We start from the raw sequence: 21,127 nt of genomic DNA on the forward strand, positions 1-21,127 counted from the left end.
CTGAACTGTCTCGACAACAGCCAGTGTTCAGAGGCCACGAGCCCCTACCCCGCAGGCAGAGACCGCGTGTCGTGCCCGGTCAAGATCGAAGAGCCCCTTTACCGGCCTCCTTGCCCTGCTCATGGCTCTTACCCATTACGAGTTCTGGACCGTCGGAATAGCTGCAGTCAACGGACTGTGCGTGGTGCTGCTTGGCGCCTGGTGCATCTTGTTTGCGTGGTCCGGCAGCCTCGCCAGGCAGTTGGTCGTCGATGTTGCCGGCGCTCGGGCGTCGTGAGGACTGCGTTCCAGCTGGCTCAACCGGATTTGTATCCCTCGAACTTGTCACGCGCCAACAGAGTTAGCCCCGGCCTGCCGCGTTCTTGGTTGGTCCGGGTCCTGGAACAGTGCTGCCGCTCGGCTGGCGGTATCCATGGCCCAGGGGCCGGTGCTGAGTACGCCCAGGATCAGGATCCCGGCGCCGAGGGCGAGTATCAGCCACCACACGTTGTGCTCCGCCTTGGTGTACGCCGTACCGCCGCGGGTCAGGGCTGAGCCCACGATCGTGCCCGCGATTGCGACGCCCAGGGTGGTGCCGGTTTGGCGGCCGGCGGAGGCTAGCGAGGTGGCGACGCCGGCCATTGAGCGGGGCATCCCGGAGACGGCTGTGTTGGTGATCGGCGGGTTGACGGTGCCGAGGAAGATGCCGAACAGGAGGTAGATCGCGAGTACGGCCGGTAGCGGGGTGGTCGGCCCGAGCCAGATCGACACGGCGCCGCCCAATGCCAGTGCGGTCCCCGAGATCACCAGCGGCAGTCGCGGGCCGCGGGTACCGACCAGTCGGCCGGTGATTGGGGAGAGGACCACGATCAGTACGCCGATGGGGAGCAGGCTCAGCCCGGCCGTCAGCGCCGACATACCGCGCACGTCTTGCAGGTACTGGGTGGTCACGAACAAGAAGGCGCCAAACGCGCACAAGGCGAACAGCGCCATCAGGATCGCCGAGCTGAACGGCACGCTGCGGAAGAGGCGTAACTCCAGCAGCGGGTCGGTACGCCGCGGCTCGTAGCCGACGATGCCCAGTGCGCTGAGTACGGCGATGGCGAGCAGGCCGAGGATGATCGGCGAGGTCCAGCCCAATTTGTGGGACTCGATAATCGCGTAGACGACGCTGCCCAGCATCAGGATCATCAGGGTCTGGCCGACCGGGTCGAAGCGGCGCGTCCGGGCGGCGCGGGACTCGGGGACGAACAGCGCGGTGCACACGATCGCGGCCGTCACGATCGGCACGTTGATCCAGAAGATGGAGTGCCAGCCGAAGCCGTCAACCAGGGCACCGCCCAGGATCGGGCCGAGCGCCAGCGACAAGCCGGTCACCGAGCCGAACACGCCGATCGCCCTGGCACGTTCACGCGGATCGGGGAACGTGGTGGCGACAATCGCCATCGCCACCGGATTGAGCATCGTGCCGCCGACCGCCTGCAGCGCGCGCGCCGCGATCAGCCAACCGATGCTCGGCGCGAGGGCGCACAGCAGCGAGCCGAGGCCGAAAGCGGCGAGGCCGATTTGGAAGATCCGCCGACGTCCGACGCGGTCGGCGGTGGACCCGGCGAGTACCAGGAAGCTGGCCAGCACCAGGGTGTACGCGTCGACCGTCCACTGCAGGCCGGAAACCGAGGCGTTCAGATCGCGACGCATCGTCGGCAGCGCGACGTTGACGATGGAGATGTCCATCACCACGACGAGAACGCTGGCACAGCAGATCCCGAGCACCAGAAACCGCCGCCGCCGACTGAGTTCGACCCCGCGCTCGCCGGGTCTGGTCGTTGGTTGCATCGTTGCGCTCATGACCACCGACGCTAGGATTTAGAGCATGCTCGAAGTCAACCCGCAGCCGGTACCCGAGCCCGCTCGCTCCGATTCCCCGGAGGGCCTGAGCATCGCCGAGGCCGCTCGCCGTACGGGAGTCAGCGCGCACACCCTCCGGTACTACGAACGCGCGGGCCTGGTCGTCACCCCGGTGGATCGCACCACCGGCGGCCGGCGGCGGTACCACCAGCTCGACCTCGACTGGATCGTCATCTGCACCAGGCTGCGGGCCACCGGCATGCCGATCAAGACCATCCGCCGATACGCCGAACTCGTCTCCGCCGGACGGGGCAACGAACTCGATCGACTGGACCTGCTGGAGTCGCACCGTGCCGAGGTGGTCGCCAACCTCGCCGAAGTCCAGGAGAACCTGAAGCTCATCGACCACAAGATCGATGTCTACCGAAGCAGGGTCGTCGCCGGCGACGCCGACCAGCTCTGGGCACCGACTCCCTAGCCCAGGCCCGCATTGTTCGGAGGAGATCACGATGAGACTGCACGAGTTCCCGCGTTATCCGCTGACCTTTGGCCCCAGTCCGATTCACCAGCTGGATCGGCTCACGAAGCACCTCGGGGGTGCGAGCATCTGGGCCAAGCGGGAGGACTGCAACTCGGGGCTTGCGTTCGGGGGGAACAAGACGCGCAAGCTCGAGTACCTCGTCCCCGACGCGCTCGCGAAAGGTGCCGACACCTTGGTGTCGATCGGGGGATTCCAGTCGAACCACACCCGTCAGGTCGCGGCCGTTGCGGCGAAGCTGGGGTTGAAATGCCGGCTCGTCCAGGAGAAATGGGTCGAGTGGGACGATCCTGGCAATGACAAGGTCGGCAACATCCTGCTGTCGCGGATCATGGGTGCTGATGTGCGGCTCGATCCGGCCGGGTTCGACATCGGGCTCCGCAGTTCGTGGGAGGACGCGCTGCGCGAGGTCGAGGAGGCCGGCGGTACGCCGTACGGGATCCCGGCCGGCGCATCGGAGCACCCGCTTGGTGGGCTCGGGTTTGCCAACTGGGCGTTCGAGCTCGCCGAGCAGGAGAAGCAGTACGGCGTCTTCTTCGACACGATCATCGTTTGTACGGTGACCGGCTCCACCCACGCGGGGATGATCGCCGGATTCGCCGCCCTGCAGGAGACCGCCGACGGCCGGCCGCGACGGGTGCTCGGCATCGACGCGTCCGCGACGCTCGACAAGACCCGAGACCAGGTGGGCCGGATCGCGCGGAACACGGCCGAGTTGATCGAGCTCGGCCGCGACCTGCGGGACGACGAGATCACCGTGCTCGAGGGCTGGGCCGGCGACCTCTACGGCATCCCGGTCGAGTCGACCATCGCGGCGATCAAGCTGTCCGGCTCGCTCGAGGGCATGATCATCGACCCCGTCTACGAGGGGAAGTCGATGGCCGGCCTGATCGACCTCGTCACCTCGGGGGAGATCCCCAAGGACTCCACCGTCCTCTACGCCCACCTCGGCGGCCAGCCGGCCCTCAACGCCTACTCCCGCATCTTCGACTGAGCTCGTCATCAGCGGGGACCTGTCCGGTCTCGGCTGCTGCGTGTACGGATCGACATGAGGTAGTCGCCCTCCCGGATGCCGGCAGCGCCGCCGCAAGCGTGAAGCTGTCGGGTGCCATACGACTACGTCCTGTCGAACGGTACAGACAACGCGGTGTGTTTCGTCGCGGGGTGCTGGTGGGCACTGGTTGTGGTGTGGCGGTGCGGGGGACGTCGATGACCGCCTCCGCCCTAGATAGGAGATCTCGATGTTCGCGATCATCGTCGCAGTCATTTTCGGGCTGGCGCTCATTCTGGACTTCGCCAACGCCAGTGTCGGCGACGCCTTCACCCAGCAGACTCTGCTGATGGCGGGTCTGCTTTGTGTCGCGCTCCACCTCGCTGGGATCGGCGCCACCGGCAGGTGGAGTCGCCGACGCTGACCCAGCACCACTAGCCCTCGCCGTACCAGCCGGAGAGTGGCCCGGCAACTGGCAACCGGCGTGTCGGCGCCTTTGCGGGCTCCGAAAACTTTCCGACGGTGTTGGGCTTTGCGTGTTATTGACCGTTCTTGTTGTGCGCGTCATCGTCATGGCCGGTAAGCGCATACCGGCCGGAGGAGAGAACGATGACGCTGATGAGCCGCCGGTCCCTCCTGATCGCCACCAGCGGGTCGGCGCTGGCGGCCCGCCTCGGCGAAGGCACTGGCGGCGGCGGTGACAAAGGCGGCGAGTACGACGAGATCGGCGAGCCGGCCGCAACCTCGTCGTACCGGGCGGGCGCGGCATCCGGGTTCGCACATCCGGGCCTGCTCCACTCGAGCGCCGACCTCGAACGGATGCGCAGGGCGGTCGCCGCCCACGAGTCGCCGATCTACGACGGATTCCAGGCGATGGCCGCCAACGACCGATCGTCATACAGCTACGTCGTCCGCAACACCGGACAGGTCACCTCCTGGGGTAGAGGCCCGTCGAACTTCGTCAGTGAGGCGGTCAACGATTCCGCGGCGGCGTACCAGAACGCCTTGATGTGGTGCATCACCGGTGACGTGCGGCACGCGGACAAGGCCCGCGACATCCTGAACGCCTGGTCCGCCAGCCTGCAAACGATCACCGGCGCGGACGGGCAGCTCGGATCCGGCCTGCAGGGCTTCAAACTCGCGAACGCCGCCGAACTCCTTCGCCACAGCGGCTACGACGGTTGGCCTGCCGCGGACATCGACCGCTGCGCGCAGTCCTTCCGGAAAGTCTGGTACCGCTCAGTCTCCGGCTACGCGTTGTTTGCCAACGGCAACTGGGACGTCGCCGCGCTGCAGACCGTCCTCGCGATCGCCGTGTTCTGCGACGACCGGGTGATGTTCGAGAACGCGATCCGGTACGCCGTGGCCGGCGCGGGGAACGGCCGGATCGAGCACATCGTGGTCGAGGCGACCGGCCAAGGTCAGGAGAGCGGGCGGAGTCAGGCGTACGCGCAACTCGCACTCGGCCTGCTGGCGAACTGTGCCGCCGTAGCCTGGAACCAGGGCGTTGACCTCTTCGGTCATCAGGACAGCCGGATCCTGAAGGGCTTCGAGTACACCGCCAGCTACAACCTCGGCGAGGACGGCGTTCCCTTCGTCGCGGATCTCGACCGCACGGGCAAGTACCTCAAGACCGCGATCGCGACCGGCAACCGAGGACAGTTCCAGCCGATCTACGAGCTGGCCCTGGCCCACTACCAAGGTCGCCGCGGACTTCCCATGCCGTACGTCGAGGAGGTCGTCCACCGCGGCGGCACCCGATTCGTCGAGGGCAACAGCGACGACCACCCGGCCTGGGGAACGTTGACGCAAGCCCGTACGCCGGCCGTCCCGGTTACGCCCGTCGTCGCGCCAGGTATCCCATCCGGCTTGACGGCACGCAGTACGCCGGAGGGCGTCGTACTGGCGTGGGCCGGATCGGTCGAGCCGATCAGTTGCACCACCGCAACCAGCTACACCGTCAAGCGGGCTACGGCTGACTCCGGTCCGTTCACCACGATCGCCAGCGGGCTGACCTCGGCCACGTACACGGACACGGCGAAGCACACCTGCTACTACAAGGTTTCCGCGGCGAACAACGCCGGCGAGAGTGCGGACTCACTGCACATCGCCGCCCGAGCACCGCAGCCTTGGAGCAGCAAGGACATCGGCACCGCCGCAGGAGAGACCGACTTCGATGGCGAGACCTTCGTGATCGAGGCCGGTGGAACGGATATCGGCCAGACGCAGGACAGTTTCCGGTTCGTCTACCTGCCGATGATCGGGGATGGCGCCGTCACCGCCAGGATCGTGCAGCCCGTCAGCTCGCAGTACGCCAAGCTCGGCGTGATGATGCGGCAGACAGACGCCGCCAACTCCGCCCAGGCGTCGATGCTGATCCAGGGACTCCCGCTGCATGCGTGGAGTGGCGTATGGACGGTACGACCGGCGGCCGGCGCGCCCACATCGGCAACCGGCAGCACGATCGTGCCGCCCACGCAGCAACAGACCATCACGATCAACGCCGGCTTCCCCATCGCCGACCACGGTTCGCTGCCGGAATCCGCGACCGCGTTGCCGGCCCCTGTGGTCGAGGCGGCTAGTGACGGTTACCGGCTACGTCGGCCGTACTGGGTGCGGGTCATTCGGAAGGGCGACACCTTCACCGGCCTCATCTCCGCCGACGGCAAGACCTGGACGAAGGTCGGTTCATCAAAACTCCACGTCGGCTCCGGGCTCTCCGTCGGCATCGCGGTGTGTTCCGCCCTCGGTGACGCCGAGACGACGACAGCGGTGTTCGACAACGTCTCCGTCCCTGGTTGGTCCGTACGCCGACCGGATGCACCCGTCGGCGTACTGCGAGCCGCGGTCGACCCGAGTGCTATCGAATTAGCGTGGAGCGACCTCGACTCCGCCGCAACGTACACCGTCAAGCGCAGTACGACGTCCGGCGGTCCATACAAGGTGATCGCCACGGGAGTCGCCCCGGTCGGATTCGGTGTGGAGACGCGCTACCGGGACGCGACCGGCGCGCCGGGGACGACGTACTACTACGTGGTGGCGAAGACCAACCTCGCCGGCACCGGCAAACCGTCGGGTGAGGCCAGCGCCACGATGCCCACTCCACCGGCACCGGAGATCACGAGTCCACCAACGGCTTTCGCCAATGTCGGCAGGCCTTTCCACTACCGGATCGACGGCACGAACGACCCGGCCACGTTTTCCGCGGCCGGCCTCCCCGACGGGCTGGTCCTCGACACCAGAACCGGGATCATCGCCGGAACGCCCACCAGGGAAGGGAACTTCACGGTCGAGATCGCGGCCCGCAACGCGACGGCCCGGCGTACAAGGGTAGTTGCCTTGAGCATCGCATCGCCACCACCTGCTCCGTGGGACTACCGCGACATCGGCGACTACGTCTTCGACGAACGAAAGCTCGGCACCTTCAGTGTCGTGTCGATTCGCACGCCGGGCATCACGAGCTACGACGCGTCCAGCGGCAGCTTCACGGTCCGCGGGGCCGGCTCTGATCTCAACATCATCAACCAGGGCATGACAGCGCAGTACGCCGCCGTGCCGGTCACCGGCGACTGCACCATCACGAGCCGCGTGGTGATCCGCCACAACGCTGGCCCGACCGATCGCGTCGGCCTCATCATGACCAAGTCGTTGTCGCCCTTCGACCAGATGGCCGGGGCGATCCTCACCAACCAGGCCGACGGCGGCAGGAGGCAGTTCGTACGGCGCCTTCGCGTGGCGACCGGTCTGGTCACGACGGAGGGCACTGGCAACGCGGCCCTCCCTCTCTGGCTTCGTTTAAGCCGTGAAGGTGATGCCTTCCTGGCAGAGACCTCCGACGACGGCCGGACCTGGACGCCGATCGGGGATCCAGTCGAGATCCCGAACTTCGGCGATGCGCCGTACTACGTGGGCCTCGCCGTCGTGTCCCGCGATCCATTCGTACTGAACACCACCGTCTTCGACCACGTCTTGATTCATCCCGAGGAGTTCTGATGGAAATCACCCGTCGTCGCCTGTTGCAGGCCACCGGTGCCGCCGCCGCCGGCTACGTGACGAGCCAGGCGAGTGCCGCCGAGGCATCTACAGCTGCCGCGCAACTGGTCACCTACCCGATTCCCGACGGGATCGCGCAGAGCACCACCTTCGAGGTGAAGGTCCGTACGCCGAACGGTCAGTGGCAGCGCCTCTCGACGTACTCCGTCAACCTGAAGATCATCAACGCGAAGACCGGCTCCGGTGAGATCAGGAAGTCGTCCTTCGCGTCGTTCGACTTCTCCGGCGCGGTCGAGGTGAAGGTCACCTACACCAAGGGGACTGTGACGAACGCCCGGATCCGCCCGCTGTCGTACGGGATCGAGCCGAAGGTCGAGGAGAGCACGCTCAAGTTCACCCTCACCCAGCCGCGCAAGGTCGTGGTCGAGGTGAACGGTGAGATCTTCGACTGCCTGCACCTGCTGACCCGGTCCATCGAGACCGACCGCCCGTCCGCTGATGACCCCAACGTCATCTACTTCGGCCCGGGTGTGCACACGGTCCCGAACAACGAAGTGCTCGTTCCCAGCGGCAAGACCGTCTATCTCGCCGGAGGTGCGGTGCTGAAAGCCGCGGTGAACTTCAAGGGGGTCACGAACGCCGGACTGATCGGCCGAGGCATGATTTATGGCTCGAATTCGGGCGGCTCCGCCATCGTGGACTCCAAGCACATCCGCATCGACGGCGTGACCATGCTCAACCTGACGGCCGGCTACGCGATCACAGCCGGTCAGTCCGAGCAGGTGTCGATCACTGACTTCGGCTACTTTAGCGCGGGGCAATGGGGCGACGGTATCGACGTCTTCTCCAGCAGCGAGGTACTGATCGACGACTCCTTCCTGCGCTGCTCGGACGACTGCATCGCCCTCTACACCCACCGATGGGACTACTACGGCGATACCCGGAACATCACGATCCAGAACTCCGCCCTGTGGGCAGACGTCGCGCACCCCATCAACGTCGGGACGCACGGCAACACCGCCAACCCCGAGGTACTGGAGAACCTCACCATCAGCAACGTCGACATCCTCGACCATCGCGAGCCGCAGAAGTGGTACCAGGGCTGTATCGCGCTGAACCCCGGCGACAGCAACCTCGTACGCAACGTGCGGATCGAGAACGTCCGGGTGGAGGACTTCCGCTGGGGCCAGTTCATCCATCTGCGCATCGCCTACAACCGGACGTACAACACGTCGGCCGGTCGGGGCATCGAAGGCGTCTACGTCAAGAACCTCAGCTACGCCGGCGAGAACGCCGAGACCGCGATGATGCTCGGGTACGACGAGAGCCGGGGTATCAAGGACGTCACCTTCCAGAACCTCGTCGTCAACGGCACCGTCGTCGCCGCGACGATGCAGAAGCCGCGATGGTTCTCCCTCGCCGACATGGTGCCGATGCACGTCAACGAACACGTGACGAACCTGCGTTTCCTGGACGCGAGTACCGCCCCGACGGCCGCACTTCCGGCCATCACCAGTCCCGACTCGGCCGACTTGGCAGCAGGCGCGCCGGCCGTTTACACGATCAGCGCGACCGGGTTCCCGACCGGCTTCGACGTACAGGGTCTGCCCGCCGGACTCGCCATCGATAGAGTCACCGGCGTCATCTCCGGGTCGCCGACCGCCGCCGGGACCTACGACGTCACCCTCAGCGTGGCCAACGTCGTGGGGACCTCGACCAAGAACTTGCAGCTCACCGTCCGATAACGCCCAACCGGAAGGAGAAGTCGCATGAAGGACAACTCGGGGAAGATCGACAGACGTACGCTGCTCAAGGCCGCCGGAGGAGTGGCCGCCGCGGGAGCCGCGGCCACCCTCGGCGTCACCTCGCTCGACCGGCGCGCGGATGCCGCGCCGGCGACGTTCACCCATCCGGGCATGCTGCACAACTGGGGCGACATGAACCGGGCCAAGGTCCGTGTTGCCGCTGGCAACGACCCGTGGTTGTCCGGCTGGAACCGTCTGATCGCCAACGGCCACGCCCAGTCCACCTGGCAACCCAACCCACAGGCCACCATCATCCGCGGTGGCGACGGGCAGAACTACGGCATCCTGTACAACGACATCCACGCCGCGTACCAGAACGCCTTGCGCTGGCGCGTCCAGGGCACGACCGCGCACGGGGACTGTGCCCGCAACATCCTCAACGCCTGGTCGGGCACACTGACCACGGTGACCGGTAACGCAGACCGGTTCCTGGCGGCCGGAATCTACGGCTACCAGTTCGCCAATGTCGCGGAGCTGATGCGCGACTACCCGGGCTTCGACCTCGCTCGGTTCAAGACGATGATGCTGAACGTCTTCTACCCGCTGAACAACCAGTTCCTGCTCAACCACAACGACGCGTGCATCACGAACTACTGGGCCAACTGGGATCTGTGCACGATGAACTCGATCCTTGCCATCGGCATCCTCTGCGACGACGCCGCGAAGTACGACCAGGCGGTGAACTACTTCAAGAACGGCGCCGGCAACGGGTCGATCCGGCATGCGATCCCGTTCGTGTACGACTCTGAGGGCCTCGCGCAATGGCAGGAATCGGGGCGGGATCAGGGCCATACCGTGATGGGTGTCGGCCAGATGGCGACGTTCTGCGAGATGGCGTGGAACCAGGGCGAGGACCTGTACGGATACGACGGCAACCGCTTCATGAAGGGCGCTCAGTACGTCGCGAAGTACAACCTCGGGCAGGACGTGCCGTTCACGAAGTACACGTGGGGGAGCGGCCAGAACTGTGCGTACAACGAGCACACGGTGATCTCCAGCGCCAGCCGGGGGCAACTCAGGCCGGTATGGGACATCGTGCACTACCACTACACCCGGCGCCGCAATCTGTCCGTGCCGTACATCTCCGCGATGGCGGCATCGGTCCGTCCCGAAGGTGGTGGCGGCGACTACGGCCCGAACAGCGGCGGCTTCGACCAACTCGGCTTCGGCACCCTGATGTACGCCAAGTAGGCAAGTTGTAGCGGGCTTGAGGTTGGAGTTGACCTCAAGCCCGCTTGAGCTTGCAGGATCCGGGCATGGAAATCACCGGTCAGATCCCCAGCCAGGAAGACGTCGACGCGATCCTGGACCTGGTCGCCAAGGTCGAACAAGCCCAGCGCACCGAGGACGTCGACGCCTTCATCGCCCTCTTCCGGAAGGACGCCCTCTGGGTGACCGGCCACGGTAAACGCCTCTACGGCCGCGACATCATCGAGGAGTTCACCCGCCGCGTCCTCCCCGGCGCCACCAAAGACGCCACCGTCACCTACATCCCTGACCACCTTCTCTTCGTCCGCCCCGACGTCGCAGTAGTCAACGTCAACCAGACCTACCTCCCCACCAACCCCACCCTCCCCGTCGACAACGGCTCCCCGGTTTACCTCCTCGCCAAAGACACCACCACCTGGCAAATAGCCGCCGCCCAAAACACCATCGTCGTCAAAGACGCCTGACCGCCTGCGCACCACGGCGTTCGAGCGGGCGGTGTCGCGTAAGTCGACTGGCAACCGTTGGTGCCGGGGTGCCGGGGTGCCGGGCTGTCGGGGTGCGGGGGTGCGGGGGTGCGGGGGGCGGGGGTGTCGGGGGTGCCTGGGGTGCCTGGGGTGCCGGGGGTGTCGGGGTGCGGGGGTGCCGGGTGCTGGCGAGAGTGGACCGAACGGGGCGGGAGCCCGGCGGAGGATCTCCGGTCGGAGTGACGCGTGCATTTCGACAGGAGGTAGTCCCGACATCGGGAGCCTCTCACGCCTGAACCCTACCGAACGGGCGCTCGGACTGCCGACTACCTCCTGTCCATCTGCACGCCAAGGCAGCGTTGCATGCAAGAACTGAAGCGGGCGACCATCGCCGGATCGTGCGGCCGAGTGGCGGCGATCAGCGGTTGACTGCTAGTTCGCCGAGTTCGGACCAGTCGGATTGGTCGAGTTTGAAGTTGACGATTCGGGGGGTTTCGGCGAGGTACTGGGGGAGGGTGGCTTGGGCTGCTTTGAAGTGGTCCGAGGTGACATGGGCGGTGGCGGCTTCGTCGTCGCGGAAGGCTTCTACCAGGACGTACTCGTTGGTGTCGTCGATAGAGCGGGACCAGTCGAACCAGAGGTTGCCGGGTTCGGCGCGGGTGGCCTTGGTGAAGGCTTCGGAGATGCGCGGCCAGTCGGAGGCGTGCTCGGCGAGAACGCGGAACTTGGCGGTGATGAAGATCATGATCAGGCTCCCTGAGGTCGGAGAGGCGACGACGGGGTTCGATGGTAGTCGCCGAACGCCGCCGGAGGTTCAGCGGAGGGTGAAGCCGGTGCCGAGCGGGTCGTGGGGATCGAGGGTGAAGGTGGCCGTGCCGGTTCGGTAGGAGTTGCCTTCCACCTCGGTGATCACGGCCGGTTGGTCGTCGACGATGACCTCCGAGACGACTCGGCCGAGGAACGTGGTGTTGACGATGGAGTCGTGGTGGAGGAACTGGCCGGGGGAGAGGCGGCCCTCGGCGTCGAGGAGGGCGAGGCGGGCTGAGGTTCCTGAGCCGCAGGGGGAGCGATCCACCTCGCCGTCGGCGAATATCGCGACGTTGCGTTGGTGTGGTCCGTCGGGGGTTTGGCCGAGGTCGTCGTACAGGATGGTGCCGTAGATACCGTCGAGGCGGCTGTCGGTGGGGTGGCGGGCCCAGGGCGTGTCGTTCAGGGTCCACTTGATCTCGCGGCCGATGGCGATCAGGTCGGCGTAGTGCTTCGGCGTCACCTCGAGGCCGACCGACGAGGCGGCGACGGAGGCGTAGTACGCGCCGCCGAAGCTGATGCCGGCCTCGACCGATCCGCGGCTGGTCTCCACCACAGCCGAGCGAGTGACCACGTACGACGGGACGTTGCGGAAGGCGACACGCTGTACGACGCCACCGGAAAACGTGACTCGCGCGACCACCCGGCCGGACGGGACGTCGATCACGACGGACGTGTCGCCATCCGCCGAAGCGGTGACCCGGCCCGTTTCGACCGCCCACACACCGAGGGCGATCGTGCCGTGACCGCAGGCCGTGGAGTACCCGTCCTTGTGCCAGAACAGCACCCCGAAGTCCGCGTCCGAATCATTGCCCGGGACAACGAATCCGCCGTACATGTCCGCATGACCGCGTGGTTCGTTCACGAGCAGCTGCCGTACCGCGTCGACCTCCGCCGACCCCATTGCGAAGGTCCGCCGATCCGGCACGGTCGCGCCAGGGATGTCCGGAAGCCCGTCAACGACGATGCGAAACGGCTCCCCAGCGGTGTGGTAATCGACCACACTGACAGGCTGCACAGGACCTCCAGGCCAAGAGTCAGTATCCGAGGTGCTGCCGAAGCGTCTCCAGCGTATGAGAGAACTCGAGCGTCTGCTGGATCGCGAGCAGGTCGTCGGCCAGCCGGAACCCGGCGGTGGTGATCGCGCGGCCCGCCGGCCGAACCGCCGCAGCAGACCTGGGAGATCATGAACCCGGGGGAGTCGACCTGGATGGACGGGGTGGAGAAGACCGGCAACACCCGGATCGAACGGCTCCGGACGCTGGAGGCGAACTTCCGCTCGCACGGTCTGGATATCACCTTCGACCTGGTCGACGGGGCGGCGCACTCCGGCAGCCTAATCATGCCGGCGGTCGAACGCTGGCTCGGCGGCCTGATCGACACCTCGGACTGAGAGCTTGGACTAGACCGGTGGCCCGGCCTCAGCTGAGACGGGTTCTCCGGACGAGACGGGTGGCCCGGATGCGAAGGGTGGTCCGGATGCGAAGGGTGGTCCGGACATGACCAGCGGCCCGGACAAGCCGGGCCGCTCGAGGGTCAGCAGGTGATTTCAGGCTGCGGCGCGAACGCGGTTCTGCTGGGCCCAGACCGCGCGGCGCAGTTTGGCCTTGTCCGGATAGCCGGCCGCTCGGCCGATCATGTACACGTCGTGGCTGCGCATCTTGACCATCCCGGCGACGAACCAGACCGGGTTGCCCTCGGCCAGCATCGTGACGATCATCTGGTTGGTGGTGTTCTCGTTCATGCTGACCCTCTCCTCAATCCGGTTGGTTCCTGCTCTCACTGATACGTCGGATCGGGATGACAGTTTTCGACATCGCCGCAGAAGTTTTTTGATCGGCTACGGTGCGCTCCGACGATCACGCCGAGCGACCTTGGTCCGGTCGAGGTGGGATGACCGTTCAGCGCAGGGTTCGCACCGCTTAGCGGACAGTGTTTCGAGAATCACCCGTCTCGTTCTGACATGACCCGTCTGGCGGGATAGATTTGAATTCCCCCCCACGTGTGGAGGTCCCACTCCCCCCGGGACCCGCACGGGCGAGTGCCCCGGCCCCAGGTCGGGGCATTCGTTTTTTCGGTCGGTTATCAGCGCCTCGCCCGCCGCCGGAAGAGCACGGTCGCGAGGGTGAAGGACGCGATCAGCAACCCGCCGCACCAGGCCAGCGCGATCCACCCGCTGTTGCCCATCGGCGACCCGGTGAGGAAGCTGCGTACGGTCTCGATCACCGGCGTGATCGGCTGGTGCTCGCTGATCGGCCGGAGCCACCGCGGCATCGTCTCGGGCTGCACGAACGCGCTGCTCAGATACGGCATGAACAACATGAAGAAGCTGAGGGTGCTCGCCGACTCGACCGACTTCGCGATCACCCCGAGACCGGCCGCCAGCCAGGACAGCGCGAGCACGTAGAGCAGCAGCAGACCGATTGCCGCGAGCCACTCGACCAGCCCGGCCGACGGCCTGAACCCCATCGCCAGTGACGCGAGGACGACGATCGCGGTGGCGACCGAGTTACGCGCGACGCTCGCGGTGACGTGGCCGGCCAGGACGGCGAAGCTGCGGATCGGCAGCGACCGAAGCCGGTCGATCATGCCGCTGGTCATGTCGTCGGCGACCGCCATCGCGGTGTTCGACGCACCGTACCCCGTGGTCAGCAACAGGATGCCGGGCACCAGGTAGTTGATGTACTGCGTCCCGGTCTCGATCGCGCCGCCGAAGACATAGACGAACAGCGCCATCATCAGCAGCGGGAGCAGAATCGAGACGAACAAGGTGTCGGCATTGCGCCGGGTCAACCGCACACTCCGGTCGATCATCGTCGCCGCGTCGCTCACCGCCGCCGCGAATCCGTCGTGAGTCATGACTGTTCTCCTAGGCCGTCAGAGTGAGGAACACGTCGTCAAGAGTCGGCCGATGCGATGACACCCGCACCGGTTGCAGACCCTGCGATCGCAACTCGTCCAGTACCGCGTGCAGGTGGGCGGCCGTTCCGTCCGAGGGCAGGTTGACCAGGGTGCCGTCGGCAACACCACCGAGTACGTCGACCGCCTTGATCGCGTCAGTCTGCTCGGCGAAGTACAGCTCGATCCGTTGGCCACCGATCTGGGCCTTCAACGCGTCCGCCGTACCGGCCGCGGTGATCCGGCCCTTGTCGAGCAGCACGATCCGGTCGGCCAGGCGATCGGCTTCTTCGAGGTACTGCGTGGTGAGCAGGATCGTGGTGCCGTCGCGGACGAGTTCGGCGATCGCCTCCCACATGGTCAGCCGGCTGGCCGGGTCGAGTCCGGTGGTCGGCTCATCCAGGAAGATCACCTGGGGATCGCCGATCAGGCTCATCGCGAGGTCGAGCCTGCGGCGCATGCCGCCGGAGTACGTCTTCACCCTGTGATTCATGGCGTTGTTCAAGCCGAACCGGTCGAGAAGTTCGCCGGCGCGCTGCCGGGCGGCCTGGCGACCGAGGTGCATCAGCCGGCCGACGAGCACGAGGTTCTCCCGACCGGTCTGGTTGTCGTCCACGGCGGCGTACTGACCAGTGAGGCTGATGACGCCGCGGACCTTCGTGGGCTCGCGGACCACGTCGTACCCGGCGATGGTCGCGCGGCCCGCATCCGGCCGGGTGAGCGTGGTCAGGATCCGCACGATCGTGGTCTTGCCGGCGCCGTTCGGGCCGAGCAGCGCGACCACCTCACCCTCGCGCACCGCCAGGTCCACCCCGCCCAGGACCTCGGTGCGGCCGTACGACTTCCGCAGGTTTGTCGCTTCGACGATCATTGCTAGCTCCCCTACTGCGTATTAGATACGCTAAATAGCGTAGTAGCTACGCAGTATCGCTGTCCAGACCTAGACTGAGGCCGTGGAGAGTAGCGAGTTGCCGGCGGATGTCGCGTTGATGTGGGGCTTGCGGGACGAGCGCCGGCGCGGGCCGAAACCGTCGCTGACGGCCGAGGACATCACCCGGGCGGCGATCGAACTGGCCGATGCCGAGGGCCTCGGGGCCGTGTCGATGGCCCGCGTCGCGGAGCGGCTGGGCAACTCGACGATGGCGCTCTATCGGCACGTGAAGAGCAAGGACGAGTTGCTCGTCCTGATGACGGATGCCGCGCTGGAACGGCCGGAACCATTGCCCGAGGGAGTCGACTGGCGCACCGGGCTGACGTTCTGGGCGGCCGGGGTGCTGACCGCTGTGCGCAAACACCGGTGGTACGCGAGCCTGCCGATCTCCGGTCCGCCGGCGGGGCCGAACAACCTCGCGTGGTTCGATTCCGCACTCGGGGCGCTGGCTGGAACAGGGCTGACCGAGGAGGCCAAGGTCGGCGTGGTGATGGGCCTGATGACGTACGTCCAGGGCGAGATCCGGCTCTCACTGGACCTCGCCGCCGGATTCACCGACAACCCCGAAGCGTTCAGCCGGTACGGCGCGACGCTGGCTCGCGTGGTCGACCCACGTCAACTACCCGCGTTGGCCCGGGTACTCGAAGCCGGGGTATTCGACGAGAACATCTCCTTCGACGAAAGCAGTGACGCCGACTTCGACTTCGGCCTTCAGCTCTACCTGGACGGCCTATCCGCCTTCATCACCCGAGTCACCGGGGAGCAGTAGCCCGCCCTCAACCGGCCTGCTTGGGTCAGGGCAGTTGGAGGATCGCATCGGCGGCTGGTTTGGTGGCTGCGATCAGACGGGCGTTGTGCTCGTCGGAGCCGAGGGTCCGCTCACGGGCTTCCTCAGGCGAGCGGCCGAACTGCCGGTGCCGCGCCTCCAGCCGAGCCTGCCGGACGTCATCGGCCAGGTCGACGTACCAAACCTCGTCCATCAGCCGCCGTCCCGTTGCCCACGGCTCCTGATCCAGCAGCAGATAGTTCCCCTCGACCAGCACCACCTCGACCTCGGCGTCGACCTGAATGCTGGCGGCAATCGAATCCTCCAGCTCCCGATCGAACCGCGGCGCCCAAACGGTCTCGTCGTCCTGCTTCCGCAACCGCTCGAGCAGCGCCACAAACCCACCCGCGTCGAACGTATGCGGCGCCCCCTTCACCTCAGCGATCCCCAACCGCTCCAGTGCCGCCTGCGCCAGGTGATACCCATCCATCGGAACCAGCGCGACCTTGTGCCCCCGCGAACTCAGCTCAGCCGCAAGCCCCGCGGCGTACGTCGACTTCCCCGCCGCCGGCGCCCCCGTAATCCCCAGAATCGCCCGCCGCCCACGCCCCGCAAGCTCAACAGCCCGCCCCAAGGCCCCATCGACACCCATAACCCGCATCCCCAGATCGTAGAACCCCACCCCCGCCCGGCGACCCCCACCGCCCGTGCCCAATGTCGCGGCTAGAGAGCGGCCCAGACCTCACCGAGGTCGCTGGTGTGTTGCGCGGCGACCAGCCGACGCGCAATCGAACCGGCACCTTCGAGCTGCAACGTCTGCTCAGCCTCAGGTAACCGGAACCCAAGCGTGGTCACCGCATCCAGACACCGCGAGTCCCCGAGAATCGCCCAGCCAGACCTCCGACCGGGCGACAGATCAAGGTGCTCAACCAGGAGTTCCTCATCGCCCAGCGCAACCCGCGTCGTAGTACGAAGCGCTCCGCCCGCCTCACCGTGCCGCCCAAGCACCAGCGACTCCCGCAACGCCGCCCGGCTGCCCGCACCGAGCCGGATCGACGTCGACCGATCGACCTCAGCACCCTCCGCAACCACGAACGGCTCACCATGCCAACTCAACGACGCCCCGTCGGACAGTTCGACGTCGACATCCCACCGAGCCGACCCACCGCGCATCGCATAGGCGACCGTGCCGGCCAGTTCCACGATCTCCACCCGCACGTTCCCCCGCGCGACAACCTCGATCCGAACCTGATCACCCGCCAGCAGCAACGCACCAGCTGCAACCAACGCAACCCGTACGACGCCGTCCGGCGCAGGCAACCGCCGAGGCGAGAGCAACCCCGTAGTCAGCAAGCACCGATCCCGAACCGGATCCGCCACCACCTCAATGCGAGTGCGCATGCGCCTGTACTACGCGATCGGTGTCGACCTCCACACCAGCGTGCGTCTGGTCGTGCGGATGAGCATGCGTGTGGGTGATCAGCTCGCCGTCATCGCCGACATGGGAGTGCGGCGCCATCGGCCCAGGATCGACCGGCGTGTGCCGCCCACTGCGCACCACCGCCGTCATCTCCAGCACCCACTTCTTCAACAACGCAACGGACTCAGCATCACTCCGCGACAACGCGAGTACCGGCTTCCCACCACGAGCCGCCTCGGCATCCGCGACCATCTGCACGACATCCACCCCGACGTACGGCGCGAGGTCCGTCTTGTTCACGACCAGCAGATCGGCCCGCGCAATCCCCGGCCCGCCCTTCCGCGCAACATCACCCCCACCGGCGACATCGAGCACGAAGATCTGTGCATCCACCAACGCGGGGGAGAAGGTCGCAGTCAGGTTGTCCCCACCGGACTCGACCAGCACCACATCCAACGGAGCGAAGTCTCGCTCGAGATCCTCGACGGCCAGCAAGTTCGGCGTCACGTCATCCCGGATCGCCGTATGCGGACACGCGCCGGTCTCTACCGCCCGGATCCGCTCTGGCGCAAGCACTCCCGCCGACCGCAGTAGCCGCGCATCCTCGTCGGTATAGATGTCGTTGGTGATCACCCCGAGCTGAAGCTCACCCGCCAGCTCCCGGCACACCATCGCGATCAGCGAACTCTTCCCAGTACCGACCGGCCCCGCGACCCCGAGCCGGAACGAACGCGTGGACTCATGCATGGAACAACCTCATCCTCTCGGCAGCATGCTTCTGACCGAACACGTCAACCAACGGAGCCCCGCACGCCGGAATCTCACCCGGCCCGGTCAACCCCCGTACGGCGTCCGCCAACTCCTCGATCTCCGGATGCAACGCCGTCAACCAGCACGCCGCATCAACCGGATCGACCGGCAGCAACTTCAACGACGCCGCGACCACGGTCTGCGCATCCTCATACCCGATCAACCGAGCCGTCTGCACAGCCGACAACCCGGTCACCGCTCCCACCACCCCCACAACCACCGGCCGAGCGATCTCCCCATCGCCCGGCAGATGCTCAAGCACGCCAGGCCAAACCCGCCCGGCCAGCCGCAGATAGGCCCGACCCTGCCGACGCGACGCAGCCCGAAGCGCCTGACTGGGTGTCCGAGCCGCCCACGCCCGCTCGACCGGCGTCAACTCCAGCCCGCTCAGCGCGAAGTACCGGGCAACCACCGCAGCGCCGGCCTCGACCCGAGTGACTGTCCGCGACCGATCCCGCGCGTACTCCTCGATCTCCCCAAGTTTGTTGCCATCAGCCCCCAACCCGGCCAGCACAGCAGGCTCCAGCCCGGCTGACTGTGTGTGCCCACCCGTAGGCAGCCGCGCATCCGCCAGCATCAAGGCAACAAGCTCCGGATTCGTGCCCATCAGAACATCGCATAAAGCTGGGCCAGCGGCAGCCTGGTCGCCGGTGCGGGTTCGATCAGATCACCGTCGACCTTGATCGCGAATGTCTCCGGATCGATCTCGATGCTCGGCAGAACGTCGTTGTTCTTCATATCGGCCTTGCTCACGGCCCGCGTCGGCCGCACCCCGGCCAGCTCCCGCCGCAACTCTAACCGCGCCGCAAGCCCGTCCTCCAACGCCGCGGGCGACACGAACGACACCGACAACCCCGCCCCGATCGCATCCCCGAACGCCGGCCGCATCAGCACCGGCTGCGGCGTCGGGATCGACGCATTCGGATCACCAAGTGCCGCCCATGCGATCGTCCCGCCCTTGATCACCAGCGCCGGCCGTACCCCGAAGAACGCAGGCTCCCAAAGCACCAGATCCGCCAGCTTCCCGACCTCCACCGAGCCCACCACGTGATCGATGCCGTGGGCAACAGCCGGGTTGATCGTGTACTTCGCGACGTACCGGCGCGCGCGTTCGTTGTCCGCCGGCAAACTGGTACCGAGCGAACCGCGGCGCGCCTTCATCACGTGCGCGACCTGCCAGGTCCGGGTGATCACCTCGCCGATCCGCCCCATCGCCTGCGCATCCGACGACGTGACCGACAACGCGCCCATGTCGTGCAAGATGTCCTCGGCCGCGATCGTGGTCGCCCGGATCCGCGACTCCGCGAACGCCAGGTCCTCGGGCACATCCGGACTCAGGTGATGGCACACCATCAACATGTCGAGGTGCTCGGCCACGGTGTTGACGGTGTGCGGCAGGGTCGGGTTGGTCGAGCCCGGTACGACGTTCGGGTGCGCCGCGATCGACAGGATGTCCGGCGCATGTCCGCCGCCGGCACCCTCGACGTGGAACGCGTGGATCCCGCGCCCGTCGATCGCCCGCAACGTCGACTCCACGAACCCGGCTTCGTTCAACGAGTCCGCATGCAGCGCAACCTGCAACCCCCAGTCGTCGGCGGCCTGCAACGCCGCGTCGATCGCAGCCGGCGTCGCGCCCCAATCCTCGTGAATCTTGTACCCCGCCGCGCCCCCGAGCGCCTGCTCGGCGAGTGCCTCGACGCTGACCGTGTTGCCCTTGCCCAGCAGCAACACGTTCATCGGAAAGTTGTCGAGACTCCGATGCAACTGCTGCAAATGCCAGGCCCCAGGCGTCACCGTCGTCGCCTTCGACCCCTCACTCGGCCCGGTACCGCCGCCCACAATCGTGGTGATCCCCGTCGCGCTCGCCTCGTGCAACTGCGACGGCGACAACAGATGCACGTGCGAGTCGATTCCGCCCGCGGTCAGAATCCGGCCTTCACCCGCGATGATGTCGGTCGACGCCCCGATCTGCAGCGCCGGATCGATCCCGTCCGCGATGTCCGGGTTCCCCGCTTTGCCCAGGGCGACGATCTTCCCGTCCCGGATCCCCACGTCCGCGCGCACGACGCCCCACCAGTCCAGCACGAGCACGTTCGTGATCACCGTGTCGGGCGCACCCTCCGCCCGCGTCGTCGTCCCCTGAGCCATCGACTCCCGGATCGACTTCCCCCCACCAAAAACGGCCTCCTCCCCGCCCACGGTGAGGTCCTGCTCAACCTCGATCCACAGGTCCGTATCAGCCAACCGCACCTGATCCCCGACGGTCGGCCCGTACAGCGCCGCATACGTAGCCCGCGAGATCTCAACCATGCTTCACCTGAATCCCAGGAACCGAACGGCGTCCCTTGAGCGCGACAGCGGCAACCTCGCGGGAGGCACCGGGTTCGAACCTCCGCGAAGTCCCCGCAGGAATGTCGAGCCGAAAGCCCTGGGCAGCGGCACGATCGAACTCAAGCGCGGAGTTCGCATCCGGCAGATGCAGGTGCGACCCAATCTGCACCGGGCGATCACCGGTGTTCACGATCACCAGCGCCAACCGCTCGTCTTCGGTGCGGTCGGCGTTGAGCACGATCGTGCCGGGCGCGACCCGCACCGCTCCGGGTCCGGCGCTGGTTGCGCCCTCGCCCGCCCCCTGCCCTTCATTGCTAAGTCTAATCTCGCTCGCCAT

21 protein-coding genes are annotated in these 21,127 nt (G+C 66.6%); 9 read left to right on the plus strand and 12 right to left on the minus strand.

Translation table 11 applies throughout. The features are described from left to right. Positions 1-324: 324 nt before the first annotated feature. Positions 325-1,827 carry an MFS transporter gene (locus EV643_RS04120; protein WP_238165350.1) on the minus strand — a complete coding sequence of 501 codons (1,503 nt, stop codon included), beginning with the start codon at positions 1,825-1,827 and terminating at the stop codon, positions 325-327. 25 nt (positions 1,828-1,852) lie between these two features. On the opposite strand from EV643_RS04120, the gene EV643_RS04125 reads away from it, so the two are divergent. The 7 genes from EV643_RS04125 to EV643_RS04150 all read left to right on the plus strand — a co-directional run bounded on the left by EV643_RS04125 (position 1,853) and on the right by EV643_RS04150 (position 10,827). Beyond that, entirely contained in the window at positions 1,853-2,305 is a 453-nt protein-coding gene (locus EV643_RS04125; protein WP_133798620.1) for a MerR family transcriptional regulator, read from the plus strand. 31 nt (positions 2,306-2,336) lie between these two features. Beyond that, entirely contained in the window at positions 2,337-3,359 is a 1,023-nt protein-coding gene (locus EV643_RS04130) for a 1-aminocyclopropane-1-carboxylate deaminase (RefSeq protein ID WP_133798621.1), read from the plus strand. 247 nt (positions 3,360-3,606) lie between these two features. Beyond that, positions 3,607-3,780 (plus strand): hypothetical protein, encoded by a 174-nt coding sequence (locus tag EV643_RS44010; protein WP_166665315.1) that lies wholly within the window; start codon positions 3,607-3,609, stop codon positions 3,778-3,780. 185 nt (positions 3,781-3,965) lie between these two features. After that, positions 3,966-7,349, plus strand: coding sequence for an alginate lyase family protein (locus EV643_RS04135; protein WP_202869386.1), 3,384 nt, complete (start codon positions 3,966-3,968; stop codon positions 7,347-7,349). After that, on the plus strand, positions 7,349-9,094 hold the full coding sequence (locus EV643_RS04140) for a glycosyl hydrolase family 28 protein (RefSeq protein WP_133798622.1): 1,746 nt from the start codon (positions 7,349-7,351) through the stop codon (positions 9,092-9,094). Before EV643_RS04135 ends, EV643_RS04140 begins: the two co-directional genes overlap by 1 nt. A 24-nt stretch (positions 9,095-9,118) precedes the next feature. Further along, a complete protein-coding gene (locus EV643_RS04145) occupies positions 9,119-10,345 on the plus strand; it encodes an alginate lyase family protein (RefSeq protein ID WP_133798623.1) in 1,227 nt (408 codons plus the stop codon). 65 nt (positions 10,346-10,410) lie between these two features. Further along, positions 10,411-10,827, plus strand: a complete 417-nt coding sequence (locus EV643_RS04150; protein WP_133798624.1) for an SgcJ/EcaC family oxidoreductase — start codon at positions 10,411-10,413, stop codon at positions 10,825-10,827. Positions 10,828-11,245: 418 nt separating this feature from the next. Here EV643_RS04150 and EV643_RS04160 read toward each other — a convergent pair whose 3' ends face one another. Continuing rightward, positions 11,246-11,572 carry a putative quinol monooxygenase gene (locus EV643_RS04160; RefSeq protein WP_133798626.1) on the minus strand — a complete coding sequence of 109 codons (327 nt, stop codon included), beginning with the start codon at positions 11,570-11,572 and terminating at the stop codon, positions 11,246-11,248. A gap of 69 nt (positions 11,573-11,641) precedes the next feature. Continuing rightward, positions 11,642-12,637, minus strand: coding sequence for a proline racemase family protein (locus EV643_RS04165; protein ID WP_238165351.1), 996 nt, complete (start codon positions 12,635-12,637; stop codon positions 11,642-11,644). 183 nt (positions 12,638-12,820) lie between these two features. On the opposite strand from EV643_RS04165, the gene EV643_RS04170 reads away from it, so the two are divergent. After that, positions 12,821-13,027 carry a hypothetical protein gene (locus EV643_RS04170; RefSeq protein ID WP_133798628.1) on the plus strand — a complete coding sequence of 69 codons (207 nt, stop codon included), beginning with the start codon at positions 12,821-12,823 and terminating at the stop codon, positions 13,025-13,027. A gap of 156 nt (positions 13,028-13,183) precedes the next feature. Here EV643_RS04170 and EV643_RS04175 read toward each other — a convergent pair whose 3' ends face one another. From EV643_RS04175 to EV643_RS04185, 3 genes are all read right to left on the minus strand, one after another. Then, positions 13,184-13,378, minus strand: coding sequence for a hypothetical protein (locus tag EV643_RS04175; protein ID WP_133798629.1), 195 nt, complete (start codon positions 13,376-13,378; stop codon positions 13,184-13,186). A gap of 341 nt (positions 13,379-13,719) precedes the next feature. Beyond that, entirely contained in the window at positions 13,720-14,493 is a 774-nt protein-coding gene (locus EV643_RS04180; protein ID WP_133798630.1) for an ABC transporter permease, read from the minus strand. A gap of 10 nt (positions 14,494-14,503) precedes the next feature. Beyond that, positions 14,504-15,403: an ATP-binding cassette domain-containing protein gene (locus EV643_RS04185; protein ID WP_133798631.1), complete on the minus strand. Its 900-nt coding sequence runs from the start codon at positions 15,401-15,403 to the stop codon at positions 14,504-14,506. Positions 15,404-15,485: 82 nt separating this feature from the next. Between EV643_RS04185 and EV643_RS04190 the strand changes: the two genes are divergently transcribed. Further along, the gene (locus EV643_RS04190; protein WP_238165352.1) at positions 15,486-16,232 is read left to right on the plus strand and encodes a TetR/AcrR family transcriptional regulator; all 747 of its coding nucleotides are present in this window, start codon (positions 15,486-15,488) and stop codon (positions 16,230-16,232) included. 25 nt (positions 16,233-16,257) lie between these two features. Here EV643_RS04190 and EV643_RS04195 read toward each other — a convergent pair whose 3' ends face one another. From EV643_RS04195 to ureB, 6 genes are all read right to left on the minus strand, one after another. Then, positions 16,258-16,881, minus strand: coding sequence for a nucleoside/nucleotide kinase family protein (locus tag EV643_RS04195; protein WP_202869387.1), 624 nt, complete (start codon positions 16,879-16,881; stop codon positions 16,258-16,260). Positions 16,882-16,952: 71 nt separating this feature from the next. Beyond that, positions 16,953-17,630: an urease accessory protein UreD gene (locus EV643_RS04200; protein WP_133798633.1), complete on the minus strand. Its 678-nt coding sequence runs from the start codon at positions 17,628-17,630 to the stop codon at positions 16,953-16,955. Next, entirely contained in the window at positions 17,614-18,396 is a 783-nt protein-coding gene (gene ureG, locus EV643_RS04205) for an urease accessory protein UreG (protein ID WP_133798634.1), read from the minus strand. The genes EV643_RS04200 and ureG overlap by 17 nt, the downstream gene beginning before the upstream one ends. Further along, positions 18,389-19,066: an urease accessory protein UreF gene (locus EV643_RS04210; RefSeq protein ID WP_133798635.1), complete on the minus strand. Its 678-nt coding sequence runs from the start codon at positions 19,064-19,066 to the stop codon at positions 18,389-18,391. The genes ureG and EV643_RS04210 overlap by 8 nt, the downstream gene beginning before the upstream one ends. Next, positions 19,066-20,769, minus strand: a complete 1,704-nt coding sequence (locus EV643_RS04215) for an urease subunit alpha (RefSeq protein ID WP_133798636.1) — start codon at positions 20,767-20,769, stop codon at positions 19,066-19,068. The genes EV643_RS04210 and EV643_RS04215 overlap by 1 nt, the downstream gene beginning before the upstream one ends. Next, on the minus strand, positions 20,762-21,127 hold the full coding sequence (gene ureB, locus EV643_RS04220; RefSeq protein ID WP_133798637.1) for an urease subunit beta: 366 nt from the start codon (positions 21,125-21,127) through the stop codon (positions 20,762-20,764). Before ureB ends, EV643_RS04215 begins: the two co-directional genes overlap by 8 nt.

This window comes from Kribbella caucasensis (assembly GCF_004361855.1).
GTDB lineage: Bacteria > Actinomycetota > Actinomycetes > Propionibacteriales > Kribbellaceae > Kribbella > Kribbella caucasensis.